General features: G+C 59.3%; 23 protein-coding genes. 8 read left to right on the top strand and 15 right to left on the bottom strand.

The window, feature by feature from the left end; genetic code table 11:
- Positions 1–245 (top strand): tyrosine-type recombinase/integrase (locus tag BOO71_RS06015; RefSeq protein ID WP_175607377.1); only part of this gene is annotated, 245 nt, incomplete at its 5' end.
- Positions 246–366: 121 nt separating this feature from the next.
- Here the strand turns inward: BOO71_RS06015 and BOO71_RS26800 are convergent.
- The 3 genes from BOO71_RS26800 to BOO71_RS06005 all read right to left on the bottom strand — a co-directional run bounded on the left by BOO71_RS26800 (position 367) and on the right by BOO71_RS06005 (position 3,127).
- On the bottom strand, positions 367–1,179 hold the full coding sequence (locus BOO71_RS26800) for a hypothetical protein (protein ID WP_139322771.1): 813 nt from the start codon (positions 1,177–1,179) through the stop codon (positions 367–369).
- Positions 1,180–1,317: 138 nt separating this feature from the next.
- On the bottom strand, positions 1,318–1,851 hold the full coding sequence (locus tag BOO71_RS06010) for a hypothetical protein (protein WP_075831019.1): 534 nt from the start codon (positions 1,849–1,851) through the stop codon (positions 1,318–1,320).
- Positions 1,852–2,080: 229 nt separating this feature from the next.
- Complete coding sequence (locus BOO71_RS06005) at positions 2,081–3,127, bottom strand: HNH endonuclease (protein ID WP_075831018.1); 1,047 nt, start codon at positions 3,125–3,127, stop codon at positions 2,081–2,083.
- Positions 3,128–3,268: 141 nt separating this feature from the next.
- Between BOO71_RS06005 and BOO71_RS06000 the strand changes: the two genes are divergently transcribed.
- Complete coding sequence (locus BOO71_RS06000) at positions 3,269–4,099, top strand: S1 family peptidase (RefSeq protein WP_175607376.1); 831 nt, start codon at positions 3,269–3,271, stop codon at positions 4,097–4,099.
- A 213-nt stretch (positions 4,100–4,312) separates the two neighbouring features.
- On the opposite strand, the gene BOO71_RS05995 is transcribed toward BOO71_RS06000, so the two are convergent.
- The 5 genes from BOO71_RS05995 to BOO71_RS05975 form a co-directional block, all read right to left on the bottom strand.
- A complete protein-coding gene (locus BOO71_RS05995; protein ID WP_075831016.1) occupies positions 4,313–4,573 on the bottom strand; it encodes a hypothetical protein in 261 nt (86 codons plus the stop codon).
- Positions 4,570–5,178: a nucleotide-binding protein gene (locus tag BOO71_RS05990; protein ID WP_075831015.1), complete on the bottom strand. Its 609-nt coding sequence runs from the start codon at positions 5,176–5,178 to the stop codon at positions 4,570–4,572. The genes BOO71_RS05995 and BOO71_RS05990 overlap by 4 nt, the downstream gene beginning before the upstream one ends.
- 551 nt (positions 5,179–5,729) lie before the next feature.
- Positions 5,730–6,464, bottom strand: coding sequence for a M48 family metallopeptidase (locus tag BOO71_RS05985; RefSeq protein WP_075831054.1), 735 nt, complete (start codon positions 6,462–6,464; stop codon positions 5,730–5,732).
- Positions 6,461–9,664, bottom strand: coding sequence for a type I restriction endonuclease subunit R (locus BOO71_RS05980; RefSeq protein ID WP_075831053.1), 3,204 nt, complete (start codon positions 9,662–9,664; stop codon positions 6,461–6,463). Before BOO71_RS05980 ends, BOO71_RS05985 begins: the two co-directional genes overlap by 4 nt.
- Complete coding sequence (locus BOO71_RS05975; protein WP_139322783.1) at positions 9,661–10,272, bottom strand: hypothetical protein; 612 nt, start codon at positions 10,270–10,272, stop codon at positions 9,661–9,663. Before BOO71_RS05975 ends, BOO71_RS05980 begins: the two co-directional genes overlap by 4 nt.
- A 236-nt stretch (positions 10,273–10,508) precedes the next feature.
- On the opposite strand from BOO71_RS05975, the gene BOO71_RS28660 reads away from it, so the two are divergent.
- Together BOO71_RS28660 and BOO71_RS05965 are read left to right on the top strand one after the other, a co-directional pair.
- On the top strand, positions 10,509–11,129 hold the full coding sequence (locus tag BOO71_RS28660; RefSeq protein ID WP_254843048.1) for a type IV toxin-antitoxin system AbiEi family antitoxin domain-containing protein: 621 nt from the start codon (positions 10,509–10,511) through the stop codon (positions 11,127–11,129).
- Complete coding sequence (locus BOO71_RS05965; RefSeq protein ID WP_075831051.1) at positions 11,126–11,971, top strand: nucleotidyl transferase AbiEii/AbiGii toxin family protein; 846 nt, start codon at positions 11,126–11,128, stop codon at positions 11,969–11,971. The genes BOO71_RS28660 and BOO71_RS05965 overlap by 4 nt, the downstream gene beginning before the upstream one ends.
- A gap of 68 nt (positions 11,972–12,039) precedes the next feature.
- On the opposite strand, the gene BOO71_RS26290 is transcribed toward BOO71_RS05965, so the two are convergent.
- The 6 genes from BOO71_RS26290 to BOO71_RS05940 form a co-directional block, all read right to left on the bottom strand.
- On the bottom strand, positions 12,040–12,591 hold the full coding sequence (locus BOO71_RS26290) for an endonuclease NucS domain-containing protein (protein ID WP_083653081.1): 552 nt from the start codon (positions 12,589–12,591) through the stop codon (positions 12,040–12,042).
- A 27-nt stretch (positions 12,592–12,618) separates the two neighbouring features.
- Entirely contained in the window at positions 12,619–12,978 is a 360-nt protein-coding gene (locus tag BOO71_RS26285) for a hypothetical protein (RefSeq protein ID WP_139322782.1), read from the bottom strand.
- Positions 12,975–14,105, bottom strand: coding sequence for a restriction endonuclease subunit S (locus tag BOO71_RS05955; RefSeq protein WP_075831050.1), 1,131 nt, complete (start codon positions 14,103–14,105; stop codon positions 12,975–12,977). Before BOO71_RS05955 ends, BOO71_RS26285 begins: the two co-directional genes overlap by 4 nt.
- A gap of 154 nt (positions 14,106–14,259) precedes the next feature.
- Complete coding sequence (locus BOO71_RS05950; protein WP_254843047.1) at positions 14,260–15,798, bottom strand: type I restriction-modification system subunit M; 1,539 nt, start codon at positions 15,796–15,798, stop codon at positions 14,260–14,262.
- Positions 15,795–17,165 (bottom strand): HsdM family class I SAM-dependent methyltransferase, encoded by a 1,371-nt coding sequence (locus tag BOO71_RS05945; protein WP_075831049.1) that lies wholly within the window; start codon positions 17,163–17,165, stop codon positions 15,795–15,797. Before BOO71_RS05945 ends, BOO71_RS05950 begins: the two co-directional genes overlap by 4 nt.
- Position 17,166: 1 nt before the next feature.
- On the bottom strand, positions 17,167–17,757 hold the full coding sequence (locus tag BOO71_RS05940) for a restriction endonuclease subunit S (protein WP_075831048.1): 591 nt from the start codon (positions 17,755–17,757) through the stop codon (positions 17,167–17,169).
- A gap of 116 nt (positions 17,758–17,873) precedes the next feature.
- Here BOO71_RS05940 and BOO71_RS05935 point away from each other — a divergent pair, with 116 nt between their 5' ends.
- The gene (locus BOO71_RS05935; RefSeq protein ID WP_075831047.1) at positions 17,874–18,110 is read left to right on the top strand and encodes a hypothetical protein; all 237 of its coding nucleotides are present in this window, start codon (positions 17,874–17,876) and stop codon (positions 18,108–18,110) included.
- A gap of 126 nt (positions 18,111–18,236) precedes the next feature.
- Here BOO71_RS05935 and BOO71_RS05930 read toward each other — a convergent pair whose 3' ends face one another.
- A complete protein-coding gene (locus tag BOO71_RS05930) occupies positions 18,237–18,434 on the bottom strand; it encodes a helix-turn-helix domain-containing protein (protein ID WP_075831046.1) in 198 nt (65 codons plus the stop codon).
- A 553-nt stretch (positions 18,435–18,987) separates the two neighbouring features.
- Here BOO71_RS05930 and BOO71_RS05925 point away from each other — a divergent pair.
- The 3 genes from BOO71_RS05925 to BOO71_RS05920 all read left to right on the top strand — a co-directional run bounded on the left by BOO71_RS05925 (position 18,988) and on the right by BOO71_RS05920 (position 22,579).
- Entirely contained in the window at positions 18,988–20,901 is a 1,914-nt protein-coding gene (locus BOO71_RS05925) for an ATP-binding protein (protein ID WP_075831045.1), read from the top strand.
- A 326-nt stretch (positions 20,902–21,227) separates the two neighbouring features.
- Positions 21,228–21,635 carry a hypothetical protein gene (locus BOO71_RS26795; protein ID WP_139322781.1) on the top strand — a complete coding sequence of 136 codons (408 nt, stop codon included), beginning with the start codon at positions 21,228–21,230 and terminating at the stop codon, positions 21,633–21,635.
- On the top strand, positions 21,632–22,579 hold the full coding sequence (locus tag BOO71_RS05920) for a tyrosine-type recombinase/integrase (RefSeq protein WP_083653073.1): 948 nt from the start codon (positions 21,632–21,634) through the stop codon (positions 22,577–22,579). The genes BOO71_RS26795 and BOO71_RS05920 overlap by 4 nt, the downstream gene beginning before the upstream one ends.
- Positions 22,580–22,682: the final 103 nt, after the last annotated feature.

Genomic DNA, 22,682 nt, shown 5'->3' with positions numbered 1-22,682 from the left:
CCCGCCGCGCCGGCCTGGACGTGGCGAAGGTTTCGCCGCACAAATTGAGGCACACCTTCGCCACGGCCTTAATTGAGTCGGGCCGGACGCTGGACGAGATCCGCGTGCTGCTGGGCCATGAGTCCATCCAGACCACGACGATCTATGCCCACACGTCCAATGCGCGTGTCGCTGCTGCGGCTGCCGCACTGCCGGATGTGGTGGGGCTGTCGATGGTGGGCATGATGCCTGCTTCCTCCAAATAAAGTGGGTTATCTACATGTCTCAGATTATTTTTATTAAAAACTTGGATAAAAAATTTAGTAGTCTTGAAATATATTCTCATATATTATTAATATAACCGTTTATCTGGGTAATGTTTGATAATTATTTTAAGTATTCTGGATCGAATATACTACTAATGGATATTGCGGTTTGCTGAATGGAGTCTGGTCGCTTTGCTAGTCGTTCGGCCTTCAAATGAGGTATTATAGCAGAAGCCATAATTATCATGCCAATTATTATAGGAATTAAAATTATGGTCATATTATCTATATAATCTGTCAAAGCCCATCCTACTATTAATATTACTGCGGAGGGTAGAAATCCTATAATCATCAGTTTACTATATAACTTTCGATATTTTATTATTTGCTTCCCTAAAGGATTTTCAGAGGGCTTCCCGATTTTATCTAACTCCTCTTCGGAAACGCCATCGATCTTTCGTAAATTTCTATACTTTTTAAGATAGCCAATCGGCATCTTTTCAAGTCTTTCGAGACCCGTGAAAGGTAAATAGTTTGCCTTTCCTCTAAAGAATAACCCCATTCCGCCGTAATATATAAGCGTTTCCGAAGGGGAAGGATGAGGACTAATAGAAAATAGATAACCATCACAGTATGCAAGAATACGCGTAGGATTATCTATAATTGCTTCTTTGGCATGTTGACTGAAAGCTCCTTCATAAGTTCTTGGTCTGATTTCTGCATATATTTTGCCATGATGAAGACTTCTTAGAAAAATAACTTTTTCAGCGGACTGCAAAATACCTGTACGTTTAAGTTCGGAGTAGAAATATTTTAATCTTTCAAGATCAGTTTTAGATAAATTGGCTCTTGAATTGAGATACTCTGTCTCCTTCATTTTTTCCTGAAACTTCTTTTGATCTTGTTCTGCTAATATCGCTTGGTCAATTCCCATTATTTTATTCCCTTAATATTTTTAATAGACTTTAAGTTTAGAAAATTCTAAACAACCCCCCTTTCTTTCAAGGGTATATTTTAGGTAATACATGATCGTATGACCAATCAAATATCGGCAATTGCATTGATAGATCGCTTATTTGCAAGAGTTTACAGCTCGCATTGCCTCTTTGAAACCACCTGTGGAGAAGGTATAGTCCAATGCGCTGCCATTGTTTCGCAGTACGCGCATGACGATTTTGCTCGTGGTATTTGTGAAGGCAGCAGTAAGGATGGCGTCGCGAGCGTCATCAAAAGCCAGAAGAGTTAAGTCCGGTTCGCCACTGGTGAGGCCAGTTTGTGACGGAATAGTCTTGGCTTGCTGCGAATCCACCCGGTACATCAGGTTAGGGGAGCGTTCAAGGTCGTATTCCCCACTGCTCATCAGGTTGTTCTTCGTATTCAGGAATGCACTGGCTTTGCCATCACGGCAAATAAAAGCCATGGCGGTCTCGCCTTGCGTGTCATTGATCTCTGCGACGACAACCATACTTGTATTGGCGTCGGTCATGGCATCGAGATCTTTTTCGTAATACGTGTTGGTTCCAGGCACACGCTGTAACTCGGCGTTTGCGAAGCTGCCGAGCATGAAGCAGAGGACGAGTGCGGTGAGCTTGAAGTGTTTCTTCATTGCACCGACCTTAGGGAAAACTCTCTTACGTGTTTCTCACGTCCCAGTCGTTCATGTCTCATCACATCACTGGTTCAGGAAGGGCATGGCGTCCACTGACCACCTGACTGCCGCCCCGTGGCTTTCTATCAGCTCTCCAGCCTGCTGACGGAGCCGCAGCTCCGGCTAGCAGGACGGCGCCTGGGCCACGGCTCATCCGCATCATCGGTGGTCTTGGAGGCAAACGCAATCAAAATACTGGTGGGTGTTCGGCGCGCCCATCCCAGCGTTTTGTGCGCTGCTCCAGGGCAAAGGCTTCCATAGACGTCAGGAAAGCCCAGCGGGTCTTGGCGGTGCTTCCCGTATCCCGCATCAGGGCTGCTTGGAGCGGGTGGTGGCTGTCTATCAGGTACGAGTTGCGCCGATGCAGCCGCTCCAGAAAGCGCCGGGCCGGAATGGCATCCGCTTTCCCGCCTGGACCGGCATTGCAGGTCTCGCAGCTCAGCACGAGGTTCCACACTGCGTTTAGGTCGACGTCCGGCAGGCGGTAGCCGAGGACCCACGGAAAGACGTGATCCACGTGGCATGCTTCGCCGGACGTCATATCCACTGGCTGATAGCAGTAGAAGCAGTGGCCTTTCTGGTAGCCGCTCAGGGCAGGGCGCAAGCGCGTGAGCGACACACGGGTCTGGTGCCGCCAGGGCACCAGCACCAGCTCACCGCTGGCTTCCTCGTAGGTTGGGGAGCGGCCTGACATCACTACGGCGCTTTCCTCGGTCCAGGCGTGTTCAACCAGATCCCAGCGGGCCTCGGCCTCGGCCTCTAGCAGTTCACGTTCTATTGGTGAAAGGGCCAGCAGCGCGTCGGTGAGCACCAGAGTCCGCGAACGTCCGCGCTCGAGCTGGAAGAATTCGGTTGCCGTCTCGCCGCCGGGCAGACGGTGATATACGTCCAGCACGTAGCGGAAAGCGTGCCGCACGGTGAGGGCATGAAAGGCGTCTGCATCCAGCTGACCATGTAGGTGGGCGGCGGCACCCTCCAGGAACACGCTGCTTGGAACTGTCCCCTGCCTCTTTCCACGCTGCACGTGGGCCAGTAGGGGCGCGGTGAAGTACGGTGCCAGTTCGGACAGCGTGACCCGGCTGCGCCCTTCGGCCGCAAGGACCAGCAGCGCGCGACTCAGCGCGAATTTGTAGGACGCCGTATTGGTGCCAAACAGCACGATGCTACGGAAATAGGTGGAATCGTCCGCTGCCGCCCGGATGAATCCGGGTATTCCTGCAGTGTCGTCAGGCATTCCCTCAACCATAGGTCAGAACGGCCATTCAGGACACGAGAAAACCGTTGGGGGCTTCTATCGTGGCTGCCTCAGGGCAAGGGCAAGCTTGCTGATCGGTAGCGCGACATGCTCTTGGTTGTTTGACACTAAACTTTGAGCGTGCCCCGTTCCATCCTGGCCCAAACTATTGAGCGCGTGCAAAGCGGTGTGATCCACATCCGCGTTGAATTGCGCGGTCAGCAGTTAGCGAGCGGCAGCGGCTTCCTCCACCGAGGTCACCTCATCACGAACAACCACAATCTGCAGATGATTCGTGAACAGGCGCAAACGCAGCCTAGCCTCCGTGTCATCCTCCGTTCAAATGTGCCCGGCATGAAAACCACAGACAATGAGGTCCACCTGACGCCTGAGGACTTCCAGGCATGTCTGGAAGATGGTTCAGAGGAAACACGTTTCGATTACGCCATCCTCCGCATACCGGAACTGCTGACACAAGGCCGCCATGAATTCTGCTTCGGCTCGCCCCGGCAATGGCGGATGGGGGATGAAGTGGCCCTGCTCGGGTACCCGCTTAACCATCAAAATCTGACCTGCCACACAGGAATTATCTCATCACGTTACCGGCGGAACGGTGTGGAATATATCCAGCTTGACGCGAGTATTAACCCAAGTAACTCGGGTGGACCGCTCATCGATCCGCGCACGGGCGAGGTTATTGGCATTGTGACGCGGCGGCATGATGGTTTCACTGAACTCTTCAGGCAAGTCCAAGAATTCTTCGAAGAGCAGCGTGGCCGCCTTGCAAACCAGCCACTTGCACCGCTCCTTCCCCAGTATCCCGAGATGGAGTTAAAGGGCCTCACAGCCAGCAACATTGTCAGCTTGCTCGAACAATTGAAACGCTCAGCCAATGTGGGCATTGGCTATGCCTTTTCTATCGAGCATGTGGCGACGTCTCGTGTCTTCGCCGCTGAGCAGGATTCGCTTTAAATAGGCCATTCCCAGGCGGAACATTTTAGGCGCAGCAAGCGGCGGTCCTCACGTCCGGAACCCGTATTTCTCCTTCTCGCTAATCACAGACAATGATTCAAAGCCGAGGAGAAAACATAGCTTGCTCAGACTAAGGAGCGAACAGCTTGGTCGTTTCGCCATCCCAGACAGGCTTTTCATGACTAGCGCCAAGTCCTAAACGGGGTACTGCGGTCAGCTTTCCCCTTCCTGTTCTAAGTACAGACGGAGGGCAGCTTCCACAACGTGATGGTGTTTCATCCGGTGACGCACCGCATGGAGTTTGAGGGCGGTGATCAATTCCCGGTCGAGGAAGGTGCTGTATTTCTCGCGCTCTAGCCCCTTCTCAATATTCGCGATTTCAGGTTTTCCGGATTTCAGGTTTTCTTCCGAGGAATTGTCTCCTTTCGGCTGCAGGCCTTCGAGCTTTTTCAGTGCCCCACCAAATTTGCTCATGCCAGCACCTCCCGCATGACCAACTCGTAGTCCATGTGGGCAAGCTTGGCGCGCTGGTCTCCCTTGACGTCCCGCACCCGGGTGCCGTTCAGGGCCGCTTTGTTGAAGGCGCTGGCCCGCCGGATATCGCGGCTGAACACCGGGATCCCGAGTTCCATCATGGCCAGGCGAGCCTCATGCCCATCGGTGCTCGGCGCGGGGGGCACATCCGTAATCAGCACCCGGTAGTTGCTCACACCCTGCTCGATCAGAGGGGCAAGGGTCTTGGGAAGTGCGCGCAGACTCAGGGCATCCGGCTTGGTGGGCACGATGAGCAGATCCACCGCCTGTGCCAGGGCCAGCAGGTCGCCAGCTTCCTCCCCGGCCTTGGTGTCGAACACCAGGTAGCCGAAGGGAGTCAGGTCGGTTTGGTCCAGCGCGTCAATGGAGATGACCGTACAGGCCAGACCCGGCCCGGCACTGGCCCACTCCAGGGCACTCGCCGTCTTCTCGTCAGCGTCAACCAGCAGGGTGGCGGCCCGGTCGGCCAGCAGGGTGGCCAGCATCACGGCCGTGGTGGTCTTGCCTACCCCGCCCTTATCGTTTGCGATTGCAATCCGGTACATCTGTTCAGAATACCGAAATCCGGCTTTCAGGGATACCCGAATTCTTCCTTTCAGGTTTTCAGGATTTGATGTGTACCCACAGTTTTATAATTGATGGTGGGCGCAGGAAGTATGCCCGCCGGGCCATGGCCACCAAGAACCTGGGGCGTCCATTGTCTAGCGGTGAGGTCTGAGGTCGTCCATCACGTCAAAGGCAACAAACAGGACGCCCGGTCCAAGAACATCTTGGTGTTCTGGGTAGGCAAACACATCTGGTTGGGACGGTGCTGCGCCGCCGAAGGCGCGGCCAGCCTCTTCTGACGTTCGACATTATTCCCGAGAACCTGAAAACCCGATTTCAGGTTTGCATGAAAGGGTGAATTCAGGCCTGAAGTCTTGTTTTCGGGAATACGGACAACCTAGACCTTGATCCTGCATCGAACGACACCTGCTTCAGGACAAGATGGGCGAGCTGGAGCCGTTGAGCCGCTCAGGGTCGCGACGGACCCATATCCGTTGGAAAGCGGGGGCGATTTCTACCTCAAGGTCAATGGCACTCCCTGAGGCCCCGGTCACCCCGGAGAGACGTGGTGCGTCATTTCGACCACACGGTTGAGTCGTGACCGGAGCTGCTTCCAGCCTGGAAGGATCCGTCCTAACAACGCGTAGTAGCTGCTTGAATGCCCAAAGTCCCGCGTGTGGCACAGCTCGTGGATCAGGACGTAGTCGATGCAGTCCTTGGGGGCCTGGACCAGCAGCGGGTTGAAGATCAGCCGGCCGCCGCGGGTGCAACTGCCCCAGCGGGTCGTCATGCGGCGCAGTTGAAACGCCCCATCGTGCTGAATGCTGAACGGGGCCACCCGCTCCAGGCAGACCTGCATCCGCTCAGTCAGCACGGCCGCGGCCCGCTGGCGCATCCAACGGGTTACCACGGTCTCCGCCCGCTCCTGGCGTTTGACGGTGACAAGCAATTCCCCACGCGTCACGCGGACACCCTCCACCTCGCCAATCAGGACGCGGAGACGGTGCTGGCGCCCCAGGTACCGCCAGCCTTCCCCGCTCACGTACCGCCGGGCGGGCAGCGGCGGGGGCAGCACCGCCAGTTCCCGCTGCTGGCGCAGGATCCATGCCCCGCGCTTCTCGATTCGCCGGCGGATCTCGCCGTCTGGCGCGTCTAGAGGTGCCACCGCGAGGACGCTCCCATCGGCCTTCACCTCGATGCTCAGGGTGGCCCGCAGTCGCCGCTCCACCCGGTATTCAAGAGGCGTCGTACCGTACTGGGCAACCAGCAGATGGCCCTGAGTCACGCGCCGGCCTGGTACCCGTCCCGGTGCCTGGCGACCGACAGAACTTTCTCGAACAGGGCGTCGCGCACCGAGTGCGGAATGCGCACCTCGGTCTGCTTCTCCAGGGCGTACAGGTGGTCGTCCATCGCATCTATCATGCGGTTCCGAACGCCCGCGTTGTTGTGCCAGTCGCGGATCTTCAGTCGCTCGATCTCCTGCTCGAAGATCAGCGCGGCGACTGTGAGGTGTTCGTCCAGCTCAGAGACGTCCCCGAGGGTTTCTCCCAGGTTGTCCTGCAGCAGGCCCCGGTACGCACGGGCGCTCTCACGGCCGCGCAGGCGGGGATCGCCTTCCGTCTCACCCCGGTCGCGGGCGAGGCGGGTGAGTTCCTCGGCGCGGCGCAGGTACTCCAGGTCGCTGAGCCGCTGTGCGCGGTGATGGGCGATCGCCTCGTCCACGAGTTCCGAAAGCTTCTTGTAAAAGGCGGGGTCCTCCTCCATGCGCTCGGTCACGGCGCGGCGGATGCGGCTGGACATGGTATCCGCACGTGCCGCCTCGCCCTCGGTGTTGAGGATCTCCTCGTCGGACGCCTCCAGGTCGAAGAGGCTGACGGGCTCGCTCAGCTGCACGACGTTGTCCGCGCCGACGTGCTCCTGGACGAGCTTGCGCAACTGGTCCTCGAGCGGCCCGAAGTCCACGCTCTCCCCGTAGCGACGCTTCACCGTCGTGCGCAGGTTGAGAAAGAACCGCAGATCGCGCACGTACACGCCCTGCTGTGCCTCGGGCGTCGTGTCCAGAAAGCTGGGCGTGCTGAGGGCCAGTTGCAGGGTCTTCGCAAAGCTCGCCAGCGCCTCATAGAACGCGTCCCGGCGGTCCTGCGGTTCCAGGTGGCGTTGCAGGGCCTCCAGGTCGCTGCGGTCGACGCCCGCGAAGACGTCCCACACGTGCCCGTGCCGGGTGGGCAGCAGGGCGATCTCGACGTCCACGGTCTCCAGCGTGCCGGCGACGTCCGCCGGATCGAAGCCCTCGGCCTCCAGGGCGGCGTAGATGTCCAGGGCGCCTTGGAGCTCGTTGAAGATCCCGCGGTAGTCGACCACCAGGCCGAAGTCCTTGCCGGCATACAGGCGGTTCACGCGCGCGATGGCCTGCAGGATGTTGTGCTCCTTGAGGCGCTTGTCGAGGTACAGCACGGCGTTGCGGGGCGCGTCAAAACCGGTCAGCAGCTTATCGACCACGATCAGGATCTCGGGCTCGCCGTCGCCCTTGAAGGCGCTGATCACGCTCTCCTGGTAGCGCTGCGCGGTTCCGTAGCGGTTCATCATGTCCTTCCAGAAGGCCTGCACTTCCGGCACGTTCGCCTCGTCGACCGTCTCGCGGCCCTCGCGGGTGTCCGGGGGGCTGATGATCAGCGCGGTGCTGACGCGGCCCCAGCGGTCAAAGATCTTCTTATACCGCACGGCGTCGAGCTTGTTGCTCACCGCGAACTGCGCCTTCAGGCCGCGGCCCTGATACGTGCGGGCGTAATGCTCGCCGATGTCGTAGGCGATCTCTTCCAGCCGGGACGTGGCCCCGAGCACCACGTGGGAGGTCTGGAATTGCCGTTTGACGTCCACCCGCTGCGCCTCGGTCAGGGTGCGCGTCACCCGCTCGAACCAGCGGTCGATCTGCTCCTGGGCGCCGCGCAGCTCTGCGTGCCGCGCCTCGTACTTCAGCGGCGCGACGGCCTTGTCCTGCACGGCGCGGGACATCGAGTACGCGTGCAGGATCCCGCCGAACTTCTCGGCGGTGCTCTTCTCCTTCTTCAAGAGGGGCGTACCCGTGAAGCCGATCATGCAGGCGTTGGGCAGGACGGCGCGCATCAGGGCGTTCGCCTTGCCGTACTGGCTGCGGTGCGACTCGTCGACGAGCACGAAGACGTCGGCGCTGTCCACCTTGAGGCCCTCGCGCTGGCAGGTCTCGAACTTGTCAAGCACGGTCGTGATGACCTGTGTGCGTTCGGAGGACAGCAGGCCGATCAGGTGCCGGCCGTCCCGCGCCTGCACCACCGCCGCGCCGGTGTTCTTGAAGGTGTCCTTGATCTGCTGGTCGAGATCGACGCGGTCGGTCACCAGCACCACGCGCGGCGTAAGGAGACCCGGCACGGACGTGAGTGCCCGGGCGAGCATGACCATGGTGAGGCTCTTCCCGCTGCCGGTGGTGTGCCACACGACCCCGCCGCGTCGGCTGCCAGACGGGGTGCGCTCCTGCACGCGCGCCACGGCCTCCTTCACCGCGTAGTACTGCTGGTAGCGCGCTGCCTTCTTCACGCCGGCGTCGAACACGATGTAGCCGCGGATGAACTCCAGCAGCCGGACCGGGGACAGGAGGGAGGCGATCAGGTTGTCCTGCGCGCTGGCCAGCCGTGGGCCCTCCTGCCACGCGTGGTCGAGTCTCGAACGCAGGGGCTCTTCGCGCCACCCGAGAATCTTCCGCCGGGTGGCCACCGGGAGGGGCGTGCCGACCAGGGCGGGCATCCCCGCAGTGACGGCCGGATCTTCCTCCCGCCACGCGGCCCAGAACCGCGCGTCTGCGCCGGTCGTGCCGTACTTCGCCTCGTTCTGCGCGGCCGCCATCAGCACCTGCGCGAAGGAGTACAGCAGCGGGATTTCCTCACGGCCGTGGTTCCGGAGCGTCTGGGAGATCGCCTCTTCCACCGGGCCATTCATGTCCGGGCGCTTGCACTCGATCACCACCAGGGGAATACCGTTGCAGAACACCACGATGTCCGGCCGCCGGGTCCGGGTGGAGCCACTGCGTTCCACCTCGAACTCCTCGGTGACGTGCCAGGTGTTGTTTTCCGGCTCCACCCAGTCGATGTACCGCACGCTGAAGGCCTTGCGGTCACCGTCGACGACCTGTTCCACGCTGGTGCCCAGAGTAAGCAGGTCGTACGCCTCCTGCGCCGTGGCGTATTGAGACTCGAACGGTAATGTGAGCAGCTGATCGGCGGCCTTCTGCAGGCCGTCCGGCGTGAAGGGCAGCTCGCGGTTCAGGTAGCGCACCCGGTTGAGGCGGGCCAGAGACTCCAGCAGCACGTCCGTAAGGATGACCTGCCCGCGGCGACCACGGCGCCGGGCCAGGGCCTCCTGCGGGGTCAGGTAGGTGTATCCAAGGGTAATGAGCTGCGCCAGAGCGGGGAGCTGGCTGGACAGGAGTTCGCGGAAGTCGGCAGGACGCGTCATGGATGCCTCAGGTGGATGCCAGGGGAGGGGAGAGGGGACAGCAGGCCTTTGCCAAGGATCCACAGGAACTGGTCGATCTCCCGCAGCGAGAACTTGGTGAGGTGGTAGTGCTCCCGGAATTGCAGCACCACCGCCTTGAAATTCTCGTAATTGCGCAACTCGGCGTCCTTGAAGGGGGTGGTGCTGAACCCGTCCTGCTTGAGGTAAGCCTGCAATTTCTGGGAGATCAGCCCGTCGTAGATGGGGTAATGCTGCGGTTGATGGAGGGCGCAGTATTTCGTGGCAAACGAGTAGATGCTGCGGTCGACCTCTTTGCCCTTGGCTGTCACGAACTGCAGGCGATCGATGAGGTGAACCACTCCGGGATCGCCTGCTTTCAGGGCCGCATCGATCTTGGCCGCCTGAATCCGTTCGGCAACGGGCTGCACCGCCAGAATTCCAGTGCTGTAAATCTGATTGATGACCACCACCTTCAGCAGGATTTCCGCAGTGACGGTGTTGGCCGGGAAGGCCGTCAGCAGCTTCTGAATGGCGACTTCTGTGACCCGGCCCTGAACCACAAAGAGCTCTTTGGCCAGCTTGACAAGTTCGGGGGTGGGGTGAGGCAAGAGTGCTTTCTGGGGCAGGGTGGAAGGCTCAATGCTTGTCATGGGTTCGCCTCTTCAGGGGTGGGAAGACCTTCAGGGTAGCGTGCAGGAAGCAGCCGCGAGCCTGTAGTTGTGCCAACTGCAGCTCAAGCCCGCTTGGCCGGTAGGCCCGAACTGAAGGCGGGCAGAGGAACGCTCTGTTGCAAAAAACTAAAAGAATATTTTAGTTTTTTGCATAATCCTGCTATTATGAGCGTATGGATGGACATCCAGCGCCACCACCTCGGCCGCGCGAAGACGCCCTGTTCGAGGTGGCCGATGAACAGGGCGGCTACTTCACGGCGCAGCAGGCCCGTGAGGCGGGGTACTCGGCGCAGCTGCAGGCCTACCACGCAAAGGGCAGCCACTGGCAGCGGGTTTCCGCCGGAATCTACCGGCTGCGCCACTACCCGGTGCCCCCTCATCCGCAGTACGTCGAGCTCAGCCTGTGGAGCCGCAATCGGGAGGGAACGCCGCAGGCCGTCATCGGGTATGAGACGGCCCTGGCCCTGCACGAGCTGAGCGATTTGATGCCCAGCCGCATCCATCTGATCGTGCCTCCAGGGTTTCGCAAGCCACCACCCAGGGGCGTGGTGCTGCACACTGGCATCGTCCCACCGGGCGACTTGGAACACGCCTCGGGCTTCCAGTTGACCGCCCCGCTGCGCACCCTCGTGGATCTGGCAGGGAGCGACCTCAGTCCCGAACATCTCCACCGCGCCCTGCACGAGGCGCTGAACCGGGGCGTGATCCGGCGCAGCACGCTGGAGCGCCGGCTGAGCGCAGAAAAACTGGACCAGGCGCGTCGGCGGCTCCTGGTGGCGCTGGAGGCCATATGAAGTACGCGTCACCGAGGGCCTTTCGCAACGCACTGACTTCGCACCTGCGTGCCCGGGCGACGCGGGAAGGCATGGATCTGGCCCGCCTGCAGCGCCAATTGGCCTACGAGCGCTTCCTGAACCGGCTGTTTGGGGTGGTGGGCGAGGCCTGGGTGCTTAAGGGCGGCTACGCCCTGGAACTGCGCCTGGGCGGCCGGGCGCGTGCGACCAAGGATCTCGATTTCAACGCGCCTGGAGGCGGCGACCTCCTCGAGGTGCTGCAGGACGCAGCGGAACTGGATCTGGCCGACCACTTCCGCTTTGTCGTCGAAGTCCCGGAACGTGGAGCGCTGGCGGGTCCCCCGGAGGGCGGCCAGCGGTTTCGCGTCACCGCGCGCCTCGACAGCAATCAACCCTTCACTACCTTTCTTGTTGATGTCGGTCAGGGTGACATCGTCCACACCACGCTCGATCGCCTGCCACCCCAGGTGGACGTCTCCTTCGCCGGCCTGCCGCCCACGACTTTCCCCATCTACCCGCTCCCCGAGCACTTCGCAGAGAAACTGCATGCCTACACGCGCCCGCGGCCTGGGGGCGGACAGACCCGAGTGAAGGACCTGCTCGACCTGAGTTTGATCGTCACCGAGCTCCAGCTCCAGCCCAGCCGGGAGGTGTGGCTCGTGCTGGACGGCGTGTTCACGAGGTACGCCTCGCATACCCTTCCGTCTGTGGTTCCAGATCCGCCTGCAGACTGGCGCGGTCCATACCAGGCCATGGCCACCGAGATCGACCACCCGGTGACCGACATGGATGAGACTGTTGCCGCCGTCCAGCGCTTCCTGGACGCGTGCCAACCCCGCTGAAGGGAGCGGAGAATCGACACCGGGGCCACCGCTAGTTACCTGCAGTAGAGGGTCCTCCTGCACCGCGCTCAGAGCGTCAGCCCACCCGTGTGGTTCAGCTTGAAGCTGACCTTGTACCGGTAGAAGCTGATGTCGGGCGCGACCGCCAGGGCGTACTGGAGCTTGACGTCGTCCTCTAGGGCGATGATCAGGCCGCGCACTTTCTGACTGGGCTCCGCCACCTCCTGCTTGATGTAGCCCATGTACCGCTGGATCTGCCCCACGGTCCGGTCGGTGGCCGCTCCGCGCTTGAGCTCGATGACCAGCAGTTCCGTGCCGTCCTTCTTCACGGCCAGGATGTCGATCGGCCCCGTCGCCGTCTGGTACTGCTGTCCGATCGGCGCGCCGTCCTCGTCCGGGTACAGGTCGTAGTGGGCACCGAGGTCGGTGGCTGCCCAGTTCGTGACCAGGAAGTTCTCCAACTCCTTTTCCATCGGGAAGCCAGGATCCGTATCGGCGGGAGTGACGGAAGGTCCCCCCGGCGCCACCGTTCCGGCCAGCGCCGCGATCTCCGGCCCGTACCCGGTCAGGTCGATGATGGTCGTGATGCCACCCGAAGAGTTCCGCAGCGGCACGCTCATGTCCGAGCGCTGGATGACGCCCGGTTCCTAGGTCACGCTCCGCCGATGTGGCAGCGGCTCCCCAGGGACGTAGTGGTACTCGCCGGTCACGCGCCCGAGCCGGACTTGCCCCGGCGTGCCCGTGGGCGAGAGAACCTGATCGTCCACCTGGATGCCTTGTGCGACACGCCAGAGCGTCGTGGCGTACTGACTGAGCGTTCCCCGTGAAGCGCTGGGATTGGCGGTCTCGAGTCTGGACCGCACCTCGGCCCGGAAATCAGGCTCGGGCAGATCGAGCAGCGGCGTCATGTTGAGCCCGATACCGTCATCGATGCCGATGAATCCGCCGGCCAGGGCCTGAGGGGCAAACAGGCTGCCCTTGCCCAACATGACCTTCCAATAGCTCACGATGTTTCCTCGCACTTGACCCGTACCTGTCCGGTGAGCAGGGCGTCCATCAATCCACGCTTCTGCTCGGCCACCTTGGCCTTAAGGGCTTCGAGAGCAGCTATCTCGGTGTCGAGTGTAGTAAGAACAGCGGCAATGGCCCGCTGCTCCGACGCCGGTGGGAATATGATCGGCAGTTCGAAGAAATCAACGACGGAAACGTTCAGGAGTCCATGGTTGCGAGCGCCTTCCTGTGCAATGCCTGCGATGCCCTCGTTGAGCAGGTTGGCTTCGAAGAAGTGCTCGTAGAAGTCGCTCACCGCATCTTCTCGTTTCAACCCAAAGCAGATATACAGCGTGGAAACGACGCCAGCGTCGTAACGGTTGAGGCGCTTGATGGCCCCGTAGTCGTATCCGGTCGAGTAGCTCTTGTTATAGGCGAATTCGCCGTGCCGGAGGAGGTAGTACCCGGACAGGTCGTTCGCCGCAACGCGCTTGTTGAAGAACTCCCGCTGATCGATCAGGCCGTGTACGCCGGAAATGGTCAGGGCATGGTCGTTTCCCTCGGTGTTTTTACGTGTGATACGGGAGAAGACAGATCCCATCGTCGTTTTCTCCCATTCCTCCTTAAACCCTGGCAATCTACGCTTCCCTGTCAGGAGCTGTTCGGCCAGCCCGCGCTTCTGCTGCCGCTTCGCGTTGATCAACTGTGTCAGGACGGAGAGAGAGTCGTCCCACTGATAAAGGATTGAAGCGATACGGCGTTGTTCGGGAAGAGGAGGAAAGTAAAGTTCAAGGTCACCAAATCGCGTCGAACCGAGATGAGCGATTGAGTTGGTCTTAGTTGCGATCTTGGCAAATACCCCAGACACTTGGCACCATCTAAATAACTGATATGCATAGTTGGTTTCACATTCTGGACCTGCCTGAAACCGCACCAATGTGTTCTGAAAGCAGCAGTTTTCAGGGGCGCCTTCATACTTAGCACATCTTCCCACAAGTCCAAGGCTTTGGCCTTCGTTAAGAAGCAAATCCCCAGTCTTTAGTTCGTAACGTTTGTATTCGGCGTCAGTGAATGGCATCTCCAGAACATCTGATATATCTATAAATCCATCGAAAACATTTGCAACGCGGAGGTAAGGCGTCATGTTACCTTGCGTAAGATGTGGCGACCGCTGCCTTCCACCTTGAACAAAACCCATCTCCGAGACTCGTCGTCGCACAGTGCTCTCGCTCATGATCGCTTCCGGATGGCGGTAAACGTTGAACGAATGCTCTGAGCAATAATAAGAAGGGAGTAGATCATTCAGCCCCTCTTAAATCTAACGCGAGCATATGCACTTGCATGCGTGCCCTTGCTTGCTGCCACTGTCGCTCGAGATCGTCGATATCGTTTTGCAGAGCAGATACATCGATCTGCTCTATGTCTTCGCTTGTCTCGACATACCGTGGAATATTCAGGTTGTAATCGTTGTCTGCCAGTTCAGTCAGTGGAACAGTGCGGGCGTATTTGATAACGTCGGCGCGAGCATGGTACGTGTCCAAAATCCTTTGAATGTTGCTCTTCCCTAAGTTATTCTGATTCTTCCCGGCAGAAAACTCGCGGCTGGCGTCGATGAATAGCACGTCATCCTGCTTCTTGCCTTTCTGGAAGACCAACAGCGCGGCTGGGATCCCCGTGCCGAAGAACAGATTGGTGGGCAGGCCGATCACTGCATCCAGCAACCCGTCCTCAATCAGCGACGCGCGGATCTTGCCTTCCGCACCGCCCCGGAACAGGACGCCGTGCGGCACGACAACCACCATGCGGCTGTTCACCTCGGTCAGGCTGCTGATCATGTGCGAGATGAATGCATAGTCACCCTTGCTCTTCGGCGGGAGACCCCGCGTGAAGCGCCCATGCTGATCTTTGGTTACGTCGTCCGCACCCCACTTATCGAGGCTGAACGGCGGGTTGGCGACGACCACCTCAAACTTCATCAGCCGGTCGTTCTCGAGGTGCAGCGGGTTGCGAATGGTGTCCCCCCATTCGATCCGGGCTTCGTCGACGTCGTGCAGGAACATGTTCATCCGCGCGAGGGCGAAGGTAGAGCCGTTCTGCTCCTGCCCGTAGATGGCGTAGTCGCGGCTCCCGTGACTCTGCACCCACTGGGCGCACTTGATGAGTAGTGAGGCGCTCCCGCACGTCGGGTCATAGATGCGCTCCCCAGGCTGCGGATCCATCAGGCGGGCCATCAGCTCGCTGACCTCGGGCGGCGTGTAGAACTCCCCGGCCTTCTTGCCGGCGCCGGCTGCGAAGCGGGAGATCAGGTACTCGTAGGCGTTGCCGATGACATCCTTGTTCCCGATGCGGCTTGGGCGCAAGTCGAGCTTCGGATGGTTGAAGTCCTCGAGGAGGAGCTTGAGGCGCACGTTGCGCTGCTTCGTCTGTCCGAGGGCGGCCTCGCTGTTGAAGCTGATGTTGCGGAACACGCCGGAGAGCTTGGCCTTGTTGGCGTCCTCGATGGCGAGGAGTGCCTGGTCAATGATCTCCCCGAGGTTGTCGGCGGTGCGCTGCGCGTACAAATCCTTGAAGAGTGAGCCGGGCGGCATCACGAAGCGCTCGCGTTCCAGGCGGCGGCGGATGCGTTCCTCGTCGTCGCCGTACTCATCCTTGAGGGTGTCGTAATGGTCCTGCCAGACGTCACTGATGTACTTCACAAACAGCATAGTTAGCAGGTAGTTCTTGTACTCAGAGGGGTCGACGGTGCCTCGGAACGTGTCACATGCGGACCAGAGGATGCCGTTGATTTCAGACTGCTCAATGTGTTGGGTCATATCAGTGGACTCCAGGTCGGTCATCTGGGAAGGGCGGCGAGGGCAGTTATGGCACGCTGCTCGACGATTGCGACGTCCGCGATGGCCTGCTCGAGCTCCAGCGTGATCTCCTCAAGGGAGCGGCCCTGTTGCAGCTCTTGCTCGAAGTACTGGTTGGGCTGCCAGTTGTCGTCATTGGCGTGTACGTCGAGACGAGAGACGAGAGTGGCCAACCCGGGCCGTTCAGTGCGCTCGTTGATAACGTCGGCGAGCAGCTCGATGGCGGCAGTGGGAAGAGTTTGCTGCCGTCCGTCACGTACTCCCAGCTGAGTGGCATCAATGAACTGGATGTCGGTGTATGCCGTTTTTGCGGCGCTGGGACGCTCAAAGACAGTAAGAGCAAAGTACAGGTTGGTGTAAGCGAAGAGGCCGCTTGGCAGAGCCGTCACGCTGTGCAGCCACCCGGCCGCCGCAATGTCCTGACGCGTATCGGCTTCCGAGCCCATGCGAAAGAGCGGTCCGTAGGGGATCAGGAATGCGGCGCGCCCGCCAGCTTTGAGGTGACTCATGCCTACCAGGATGTGATGCCACTCTGCTGTCCTGGGCCACTTCCTTGGTGAGAACAGCAGGCCATGGTCATCGTCTGGCCACCGAATGGTGTCCTGCAAACGAGATCCGGTGGGTGGCGTTGCCACGACACGGTCGGCGTCGCAAAAGATCAAGTCAGGTTCGGCGAGCAGATCGACGGTCTGGGGCTTGAAGCTTATGACGCCGTTGAGGAGCAGATGAAGAGCGGTGATCCTAGCCGCCGCCCCTTGGGCAATGTACGTGAACTTCACCCGATTCGGGTCGCGGTCATGGGTGCGAATGTAGCGGGTCAGGCCGACCAGGGCCGCGCCCATCTCGGGGGTGAGGTCCAGCACGGTCATGCCGTCCTCAGGGGCGAGGACTTCAGCCAGCAGCTGACTCACGCTCTTAGGCGGCGTCAAGCTCTCCGACCTGCCGTAGTCCCGTTCAATGAGCTCGGAATAGGCCTGGCCGAGTTGAAGAAGTCCGGGGAGTCCGTGGGTATCGCGGGCCAGGGTTTCGACTAGGGTGTTGACGCTACGGAGGAGACGTGAGAGCTCCTGCGCGCTGACCCGATCTCCAGCGGTGGGAAGCGACGGCAGCTCGACGCGTTTCAGGAGGCCATCAACCTTGCCTTTGACGTCGGACGGACTCGCTTGGGTACTCCTCAGAACCGCCATGTCCGCAGTGTCGATGACGAAGTCGAGGGGAGCATAGACCTCAGAGAAGGACTCTACGGCCTGTAGGAACAGCACTTCACCCAGCAGGAGCAGACGATCTTGCGTCCCGTTCAGGCTCTTGAAGGAGCGCAGCTCATTCATCAGCGGCATCAGGTCAGTGGGCATTTCAGCTCTTCCTGCTGATTACGAAGGGGCGAAGGGCTGCCTCAATCCGCTCGCTCATCAACTCCGTGACCCTATGCGTCTGGACGCGATACACGTCCTGTGCAGCGATGGCTTCGGCAATGGCGTCTTGTTCGGTGAGGTCTGGCAGGACGATCTCCAGAGTTTTGAACTTCGCGAGCGGAATGTTCTGGATAACGCTCCCCGTAAACATGGGGGCGACCACTCGCTGCATGAGCTCAGAGCGTAGCAGGCCGGCCACGAAGTAAGGGTGGGCTATCGCTCTGTCGACATCTAAAACGGTCAGATTGTTGCTTATCACCGCGTCGTTCAGGCCATCAGGAACGACCGAAGCTTTGAGAGAGCTGGTGCGCAAGGCAATGAGTATCTGGCCTGTCCTGGCGAGGAAGTCTGCGATTCGTACATCATCAAATTTTTCGAACCGATCCCCATCTTTGGGCTCAACGTGTATGCCGGTGAGGTTGGTGACTTGGAGCACGCGGCGTTCTTGGCCACCATCCGACGTGTACCTGGTCAGGGTCACGCCCTGACTTAGGGTGCCAAGCTTACCGATCGGAACTCGCTTGCTTTTCATGACATCTATAGTTGCATTTTATCTCAAGTCTGTCAAACTCTCTAAGAATAAAAAATGCATTTGACATAAAATGCAAAATGTATTAGAGTAATTGCACTGAAAGTTAGGAGGGCGCCATGTACGTACCCAGCGATCACGCCATTACCCGTTACATTGAACGCTTCGCCGGTAACGTCTCCCACACCAGGGCGCGTCAGTGCCTGGCACGTATTGCCCGCAGCGCCCGCTTCCGCAGAACACTGCCCGGCGGCGCACGCCTGTACGCCACCGGGCCGATCAACCTCGTCGTACAGGACGGAACGATCCTCACTGTCTACCGCCTCACATACGATGACGCTCCCCTGGCGGCGTGAAGGGATCCCGCCACGATAGGAGCGGTGAGGTTATCCGAACCGCTCCTATCGTGGTTCAACCTCTTCCACCATCTTCCCCGCGCTGAAGCCTGTGGGCGTTCGGCTGTCCCAACTCAAGGCTGTGCATCACAACCGCTCTGCAACATGAACCTGGGCCATCAAGCGGCTCACGGTGGCCGGGTGGACATCGAACAAGCGGGCGGCCTGCGCCATGGTGTATCGCTCTTCCCGAACGCCACGCACCAACTCGGCGCGCTGGCTCTGCGACAGCTTGGGTCGCCGACCACCAACCTGTCCAGCGGCGGGTGCCGGATTAGCCAGCATATGCACTCCAGACTGCTCAGCTTGTCGCAACCGGAGTGGACCGAGAAATAGGGGTCACGTTGGCAAGCGGCTCAGTCCCATATGCGTGCGATCTGGGATTGAGCATCGATCTCGGCTTAGCGTAGTAGGGCGGATCTTGATACTGGTGGCGAAGTCCGGTGACGGTCTCGCAGAACAGCATTTTTCGTGACTGCGCCACCAGCGTTTACCGATGAAGAGGCGAGACTTTGACTTCGCCACCAGTATCGATCTTGAAGTGACCCCAACAACCTGCTGGGTAATAAGAGCCTGCCTGACACGTGGCATGACCGGGTGACTTCCTGATCAACGGCCTTACGGCCGCTTTTTGCGTAACGTTCAGGCCGCCCAAGGGCCTTTCCAATCTGTTCCTGATGGGGCCGTCGCCTCTCCATGTCGTTGTTCACTTGCACTGAAATTTGTTTAAGGTATTCTGCCTTTGGCATAATATGTTTGGTGAATTCTAGTCTGACCAAGTACGACGGCAACATCTCAACCGACTCCTGAGATGAGAACAGGTAGAATCCGGGCGACCATGACTATGGACTCGCCGCTCTTCCCCCAGTTTGGAAGGAATTTCATGCGGCACCATGCTGGCAGCATCATCAGGGACCCGCGCTACGCCATCACAGAACTGGTAGCAAACGCCTGGGACGCAGGGGCTACCGTCGTGCAGGTGGCCTGGCCGGAGGCTCGTGGGGACATCGTCGTTTCCGATAACGGCTCCGGAATGACCGAGCAAGAGTTCCTCAGCCGCTGGAACGTCCTGAATTACAACCGTCTCGAAACTCAGGGCAACACCGTGGAGTTTCCGCCAGGCTCCAGTGGCAATAAGCACCGACGGGCCTTCGGACGCAACGGCATCGGTCGTCACGCCGTATTTTGCTTTGCGGCCACCTATACCGTCGTTACCACCAAAAATGGGGTGCGAACGACGGCCCTCGTTCAACCGGACGAGGAACAGCCTTTCAAGATCCAAATCCTGTCGAAGGAACCCAGTGATGGGCACGGCACCATCATCCAATGCGTACCAGGCGACTGCAGTGGGCTGCGCGAGACCGAGGTCGTGAAATTACTTGGCAGCAAGTTCATCTACGAGCCGACCTTTCAGATCCACGTGAACGACACGCCCGTGTCATTCGAGACCCTCAACGGGGACGTTCCCACCTTCACGGTTCAAACGCCGCACGGCATGGTGGAGGTATACCGCTTTGATGCCGAGGGCGGTCGGACAAGCGACCAGAGCGGCGTAGCGTGGTGGGTGAACGACCGCTTGGTCGGCAAGCGCTCCTGGGATATTGGTGATGGGGCGTTACTGGACGCGCGCACTGGCATCGGCAAGCGGTTGGTGTATGTGGTGAAGGCCAACTTCTTGGTGGACGACGTCAAGGCCGACTGGTCGGGCTTTGCCGCTTCCACCCGGTACCTCGAAGTGGAGAACTGCGTAGCAGACGAGTTGCGCAGGGACATCCACCAGTTCCTCACGCTGACCCGCCGGGACCGCAAACGCGGCGTCATCGCCCGCAATAGGGACACCCTCAAAAAGCTCCCACCCCTGGCACAAGCGCACGTTGCGCGCTTCATCGAAGACGTGCAGCGCGAGAGCCCCACCATCTCTGAGCGAGACCTTGCCAACGTCGTCACCGTCTTGGCCAACCTCGAACTCGCCAACACGGGGTACTCGCTGATTGAGCGGCTTTCTACTCTGTCTCCTGAGGATCTCGACAGCCTCGACGAGATTCTCGCGGAGTGGTCCGTGGGCGACGCCAAGTTGGTGCTGAACGAGCTGGGCCGCCGCCTGCGGCTGATCGAGAAGCTGCAAAACATCATTGACGACCCGCGTGCAGACGAACTCCACGACCTCCAACCGTTGTTCGAGCGTGGCTTGTGGATTTTCGGGCCGCAGTTCGAGTCGCTCAGCTTTACCTCCAACCGATCGCTCACGACGGTCGTTCGACGGTTGCTTGCAAAGCGCCACAACGTCGACGAGACGCGACTGATGACGCCCCGGCGCCGTCCCGACTTCGTGGTACTGCCGACTTCCAGCGTCGGGGTTTACACCGCTGACGGCTTTGGGAGGGACCACGAGGTCGACGAGATCGGTCACGTAATGGTGGTGGAACTCAAACGCGGTGGGTTTGCCATCACAGACGATGAGGTTAATCAAGCGCAGGCGTATGCCCGTGAGCTGCGCCGGGCGGGGGTGCCAGGAGACACCCCGATCACTTGCTACGTCCTGGGATCCAACGTCAACGCGGACAGCCAGGATGAGGTGACGATGGGCGCCGCGCGCGTTATTCCTCGGGCATACCGGGTGGTGTTACAGCAGGCACATCAGCGGACGTTCAACCTGCAAAAGAAGCTCGCGGCGCTGGTACCGATAGAAGTAGATGAGGACATGCGCGAACTGCTCGATGACAACCTGTTCGATCAGGCGAGCAGGCTGTGAACCACGAAGCTTGAGTCGTGCAGAAACGAAGGTTTATTTGGGACGGTGTAGAGACTGACAAACACGATGTTTTCTGTTCTCTCAACCCTATACCTTCAACTGGAAAAATTGTGAGCCAAGTTCCTAGCGGAGTAAAATTTTGAAATCGTGTCTCCGCCCCGTATACGTATCACCGCAGCCTGATCGGCCACTCTCTTGGAACACGCGCGTATTGTTTTTTGGCATCGGAAAGCAAGGGGCGGAGTTAAGCATAAGGAATCTCGAACTCTCCAGATAGCGCTGATTCTCTTTCCCGCCTTACGCTAATTGGGGTTAGCATAAGGATCATGAAGCTATTGATCGGAACGCTTGCTCTTATTCTCATGCCGAGCGCAACCTCTCAAAGCATTGAGAAGCTCCCGCCCTTGGGCCTAGAAATTCCTGGTAGTTCCCAAAAATGGGAGTATGTCCTGTTTAGCATTTCTGTTGGACAGAATTATAATGGAGGGTTAATATATATCAACTATAGAGGCAACGAAAGTAAAATGACTTTGGAAGAATTTGACAAGATTGTATCAAAAACTCTGAAAAACTCTAGCGGAAATTTTCAAGTTAATCAATATTTAGATTATTTTGGTGCATTTGGATGGCAACTTAGTGGCACAACTCTGGATGGATCACCTATAAAGTCTCTTGAGCCAGGGTCAAACGGATCTACAGGAAGATATTATTTAAAGAGGTTGTTGGAAGAATGATAACTATTCTCGACGTTTACCGGGGCGAGTCCCTGAACGGTGCCCGCCGCTGGTCAGACCTGCACCCCCAGGAACGGCGGCGACGTGCAGTTGAGGCGGCTCAGTACCTCGACGGTGTAGTTCTCTGGACCCTGACTGAGGCGCACACCTTGCTCTACGGTAGCGCTGGAGGCGCCCTGTCCCCCCGCACCGCGAGGGCCTACCGCGAGGGCGTGATCCGGTTCGTCAAACATGCCGAGCACTCAGGGGTCAGCCTGATCCGCCCAGAGCGGGACGCCGGACCGCTGTACGCCCGCACCCTGGAGGCCCAGGGCCTCGCCCCGTCGAGTGTGCGGGTCTACCTAGCAGCGGCACGGGCCTTGTTTAAGGCACTGCGCTGGGCCGAGGTCACCGCAATTGATCCTTTCAGCGACACTACTGCCGCCAAAGACAAGACCGCCGCCTGGGACAAACGACAGCCGTACTCAGAAGAAGAGGTGCAGGTCTTGTTGGAGACGAGCAGCCTACGAGACCGCACCCTGATCCTGCTGTGCGCCCACGGCGGCCTGCGCATCATGGAAGCGCTGGCTCTGACCTGGGCAGATCTTCAGGCGGACGCCTTGATCGTCCGGCATGGCAAGGGCGGTAAAGGGCGGCGGGTAACGTGTTCCAACACGCTGCTGACTGCGCTGGAGGACTGGTGTGAAGTGGACGGCACACCCGACGGACTGATCATCGGGGCCAGCCAGACGGCGGCGCGCGAACGCCTGCGCGCCCTGTGCAAACGGGCGGACGTGCCGTACCGGGGCTGGCATGCCTTTCGGCACTACGCCGGAACCCGCCTGGCCGCGCGCACCAGTCTGGAAAATGCCGCTCGCCATCTGGGTCACGCCTCCATCGAAACCACGCGGGTCTACGCCAAATGGGCCGACCGCAGCCTCAAAGATGAGCTGGCGCGGTGGTGATGGCTAAATGCACGGCATGTTTGGCCGCTGACGCAACATTCTTCCTATAGCTTAAAGTGTGCGCCGACTATTTTTTCTGCTTCCCCTCATCACCTGTATGGCT

It is taken from the genome of Deinococcus marmoris (assembly GCF_001949125.1).
Classification (GTDB): Bacteria; Deinococcota; Deinococci; order Deinococcales; family Deinococcaceae; genus Deinococcus; species Deinococcus marmoris_A.
This window is presented reverse-complemented; position numbering and strand designations above follow the sequence as displayed.

What these genes read in the sequence shown, in the direction of transcription:
- BOO71_RS26800 (WP_139322771.1), bottom strand. Translation starts at nt 1,179, where the DNA reads ATGGGAATTGACCAAGCGATATTAGCAGAACAAGATCAAAAGAAGTTT.
- BOO71_RS06010 (WP_075831019.1), bottom strand. Translation starts at nt 1,851, where the DNA reads ATGAAGAAACACTTCAAGCTCACCGCACTCGTCCTCTGCTTCATGCTC.
- BOO71_RS06005 (WP_075831018.1), bottom strand. Translation starts at nt 3,127, where the DNA reads ATGCCTGACGACACTGCAGGAATACCCGGATTCATCCGGGCGGCAGCG.
- BOO71_RS05995 (WP_075831016.1), bottom strand. Translation starts at nt 4,573, where the DNA reads ATGAGCAAATTTGGTGGGGCACTGAAAAAGCTCGAAGGCCTGCAGCCG.
- BOO71_RS05990 (WP_075831015.1), bottom strand. Translation starts at nt 5,178, where the DNA reads ATGTACCGGATTGCAATCGCAAACGATAAGGGCGGGGTAGGCAAGACC.
- BOO71_RS05980 (WP_075831053.1), bottom strand. Translation starts at nt 9,664, where the DNA reads ATGACGCGTCCTGCCGACTTCCGCGAACTCCTGTCCAGCCAGCTCCCC.
- BOO71_RS28660 (WP_254843048.1), top strand. Translation starts at nt 10,509, where the DNA reads ATGGATGGACATCCAGCGCCACCACCTCGGCCGCGCGAAGACGCCCTG.
- BOO71_RS05965 (WP_075831051.1), top strand. Translation starts at nt 11,126, where the DNA reads ATGAAGTACGCGTCACCGAGGGCCTTTCGCAACGCACTGACTTCGCAC.
- BOO71_RS26290 (WP_083653081.1), bottom strand. Translation starts at nt 12,591, where the DNA reads ATGAGCGTGCCGCTGCGGAACTCTTCGGGTGGCATCACGACCATCATC.
- BOO71_RS05955 (WP_075831050.1), bottom strand. Translation starts at nt 14,105, where the DNA reads ATGACGCCTTACCTCCGCGTTGCAAATGTTTTCGATGGATTTATAGAT.
- BOO71_RS05950 (WP_254843047.1), bottom strand. Translation starts at nt 15,798, where the DNA reads ATGACCGACCTGGAGTCCACTGATATGACCCAACACATTGAGCAGTCT.
- BOO71_RS05945 (WP_075831049.1), bottom strand. Translation starts at nt 17,165, where the DNA reads ATGCCCACTGACCTGATGCCGCTGATGAATGAGCTGCGCTCCTTCAAG.
- BOO71_RS05940 (WP_075831048.1), bottom strand. Translation starts at nt 17,757, where the DNA reads ATGAAAAGCAAGCGAGTTCCGATCGGTAAGCTTGGCACCCTAAGTCAG.
- BOO71_RS05935 (WP_075831047.1), top strand. Translation starts at nt 17,874, where the DNA reads ATGTACGTACCCAGCGATCACGCCATTACCCGTTACATTGAACGCTTC.
- BOO71_RS05930 (WP_075831046.1), bottom strand. Translation starts at nt 18,434, where the DNA reads ATGCTGGCTAATCCGGCACCCGCCGCTGGACAGGTTGGTGGTCGGCGA.
- BOO71_RS05925 (WP_075831045.1), top strand. Translation starts at nt 18,988, where the DNA reads ATGACTATGGACTCGCCGCTCTTCCCCCAGTTTGGAAGGAATTTCATG.
- BOO71_RS26795 (WP_139322781.1), top strand. Translation starts at nt 21,228, where the DNA reads ATGAAGCTATTGATCGGAACGCTTGCTCTTATTCTCATGCCGAGCGCA.
- BOO71_RS05920 (WP_083653073.1), top strand. Translation starts at nt 21,632, where the DNA reads ATGATAACTATTCTCGACGTTTACCGGGGCGAGTCCCTGAACGGTGCC.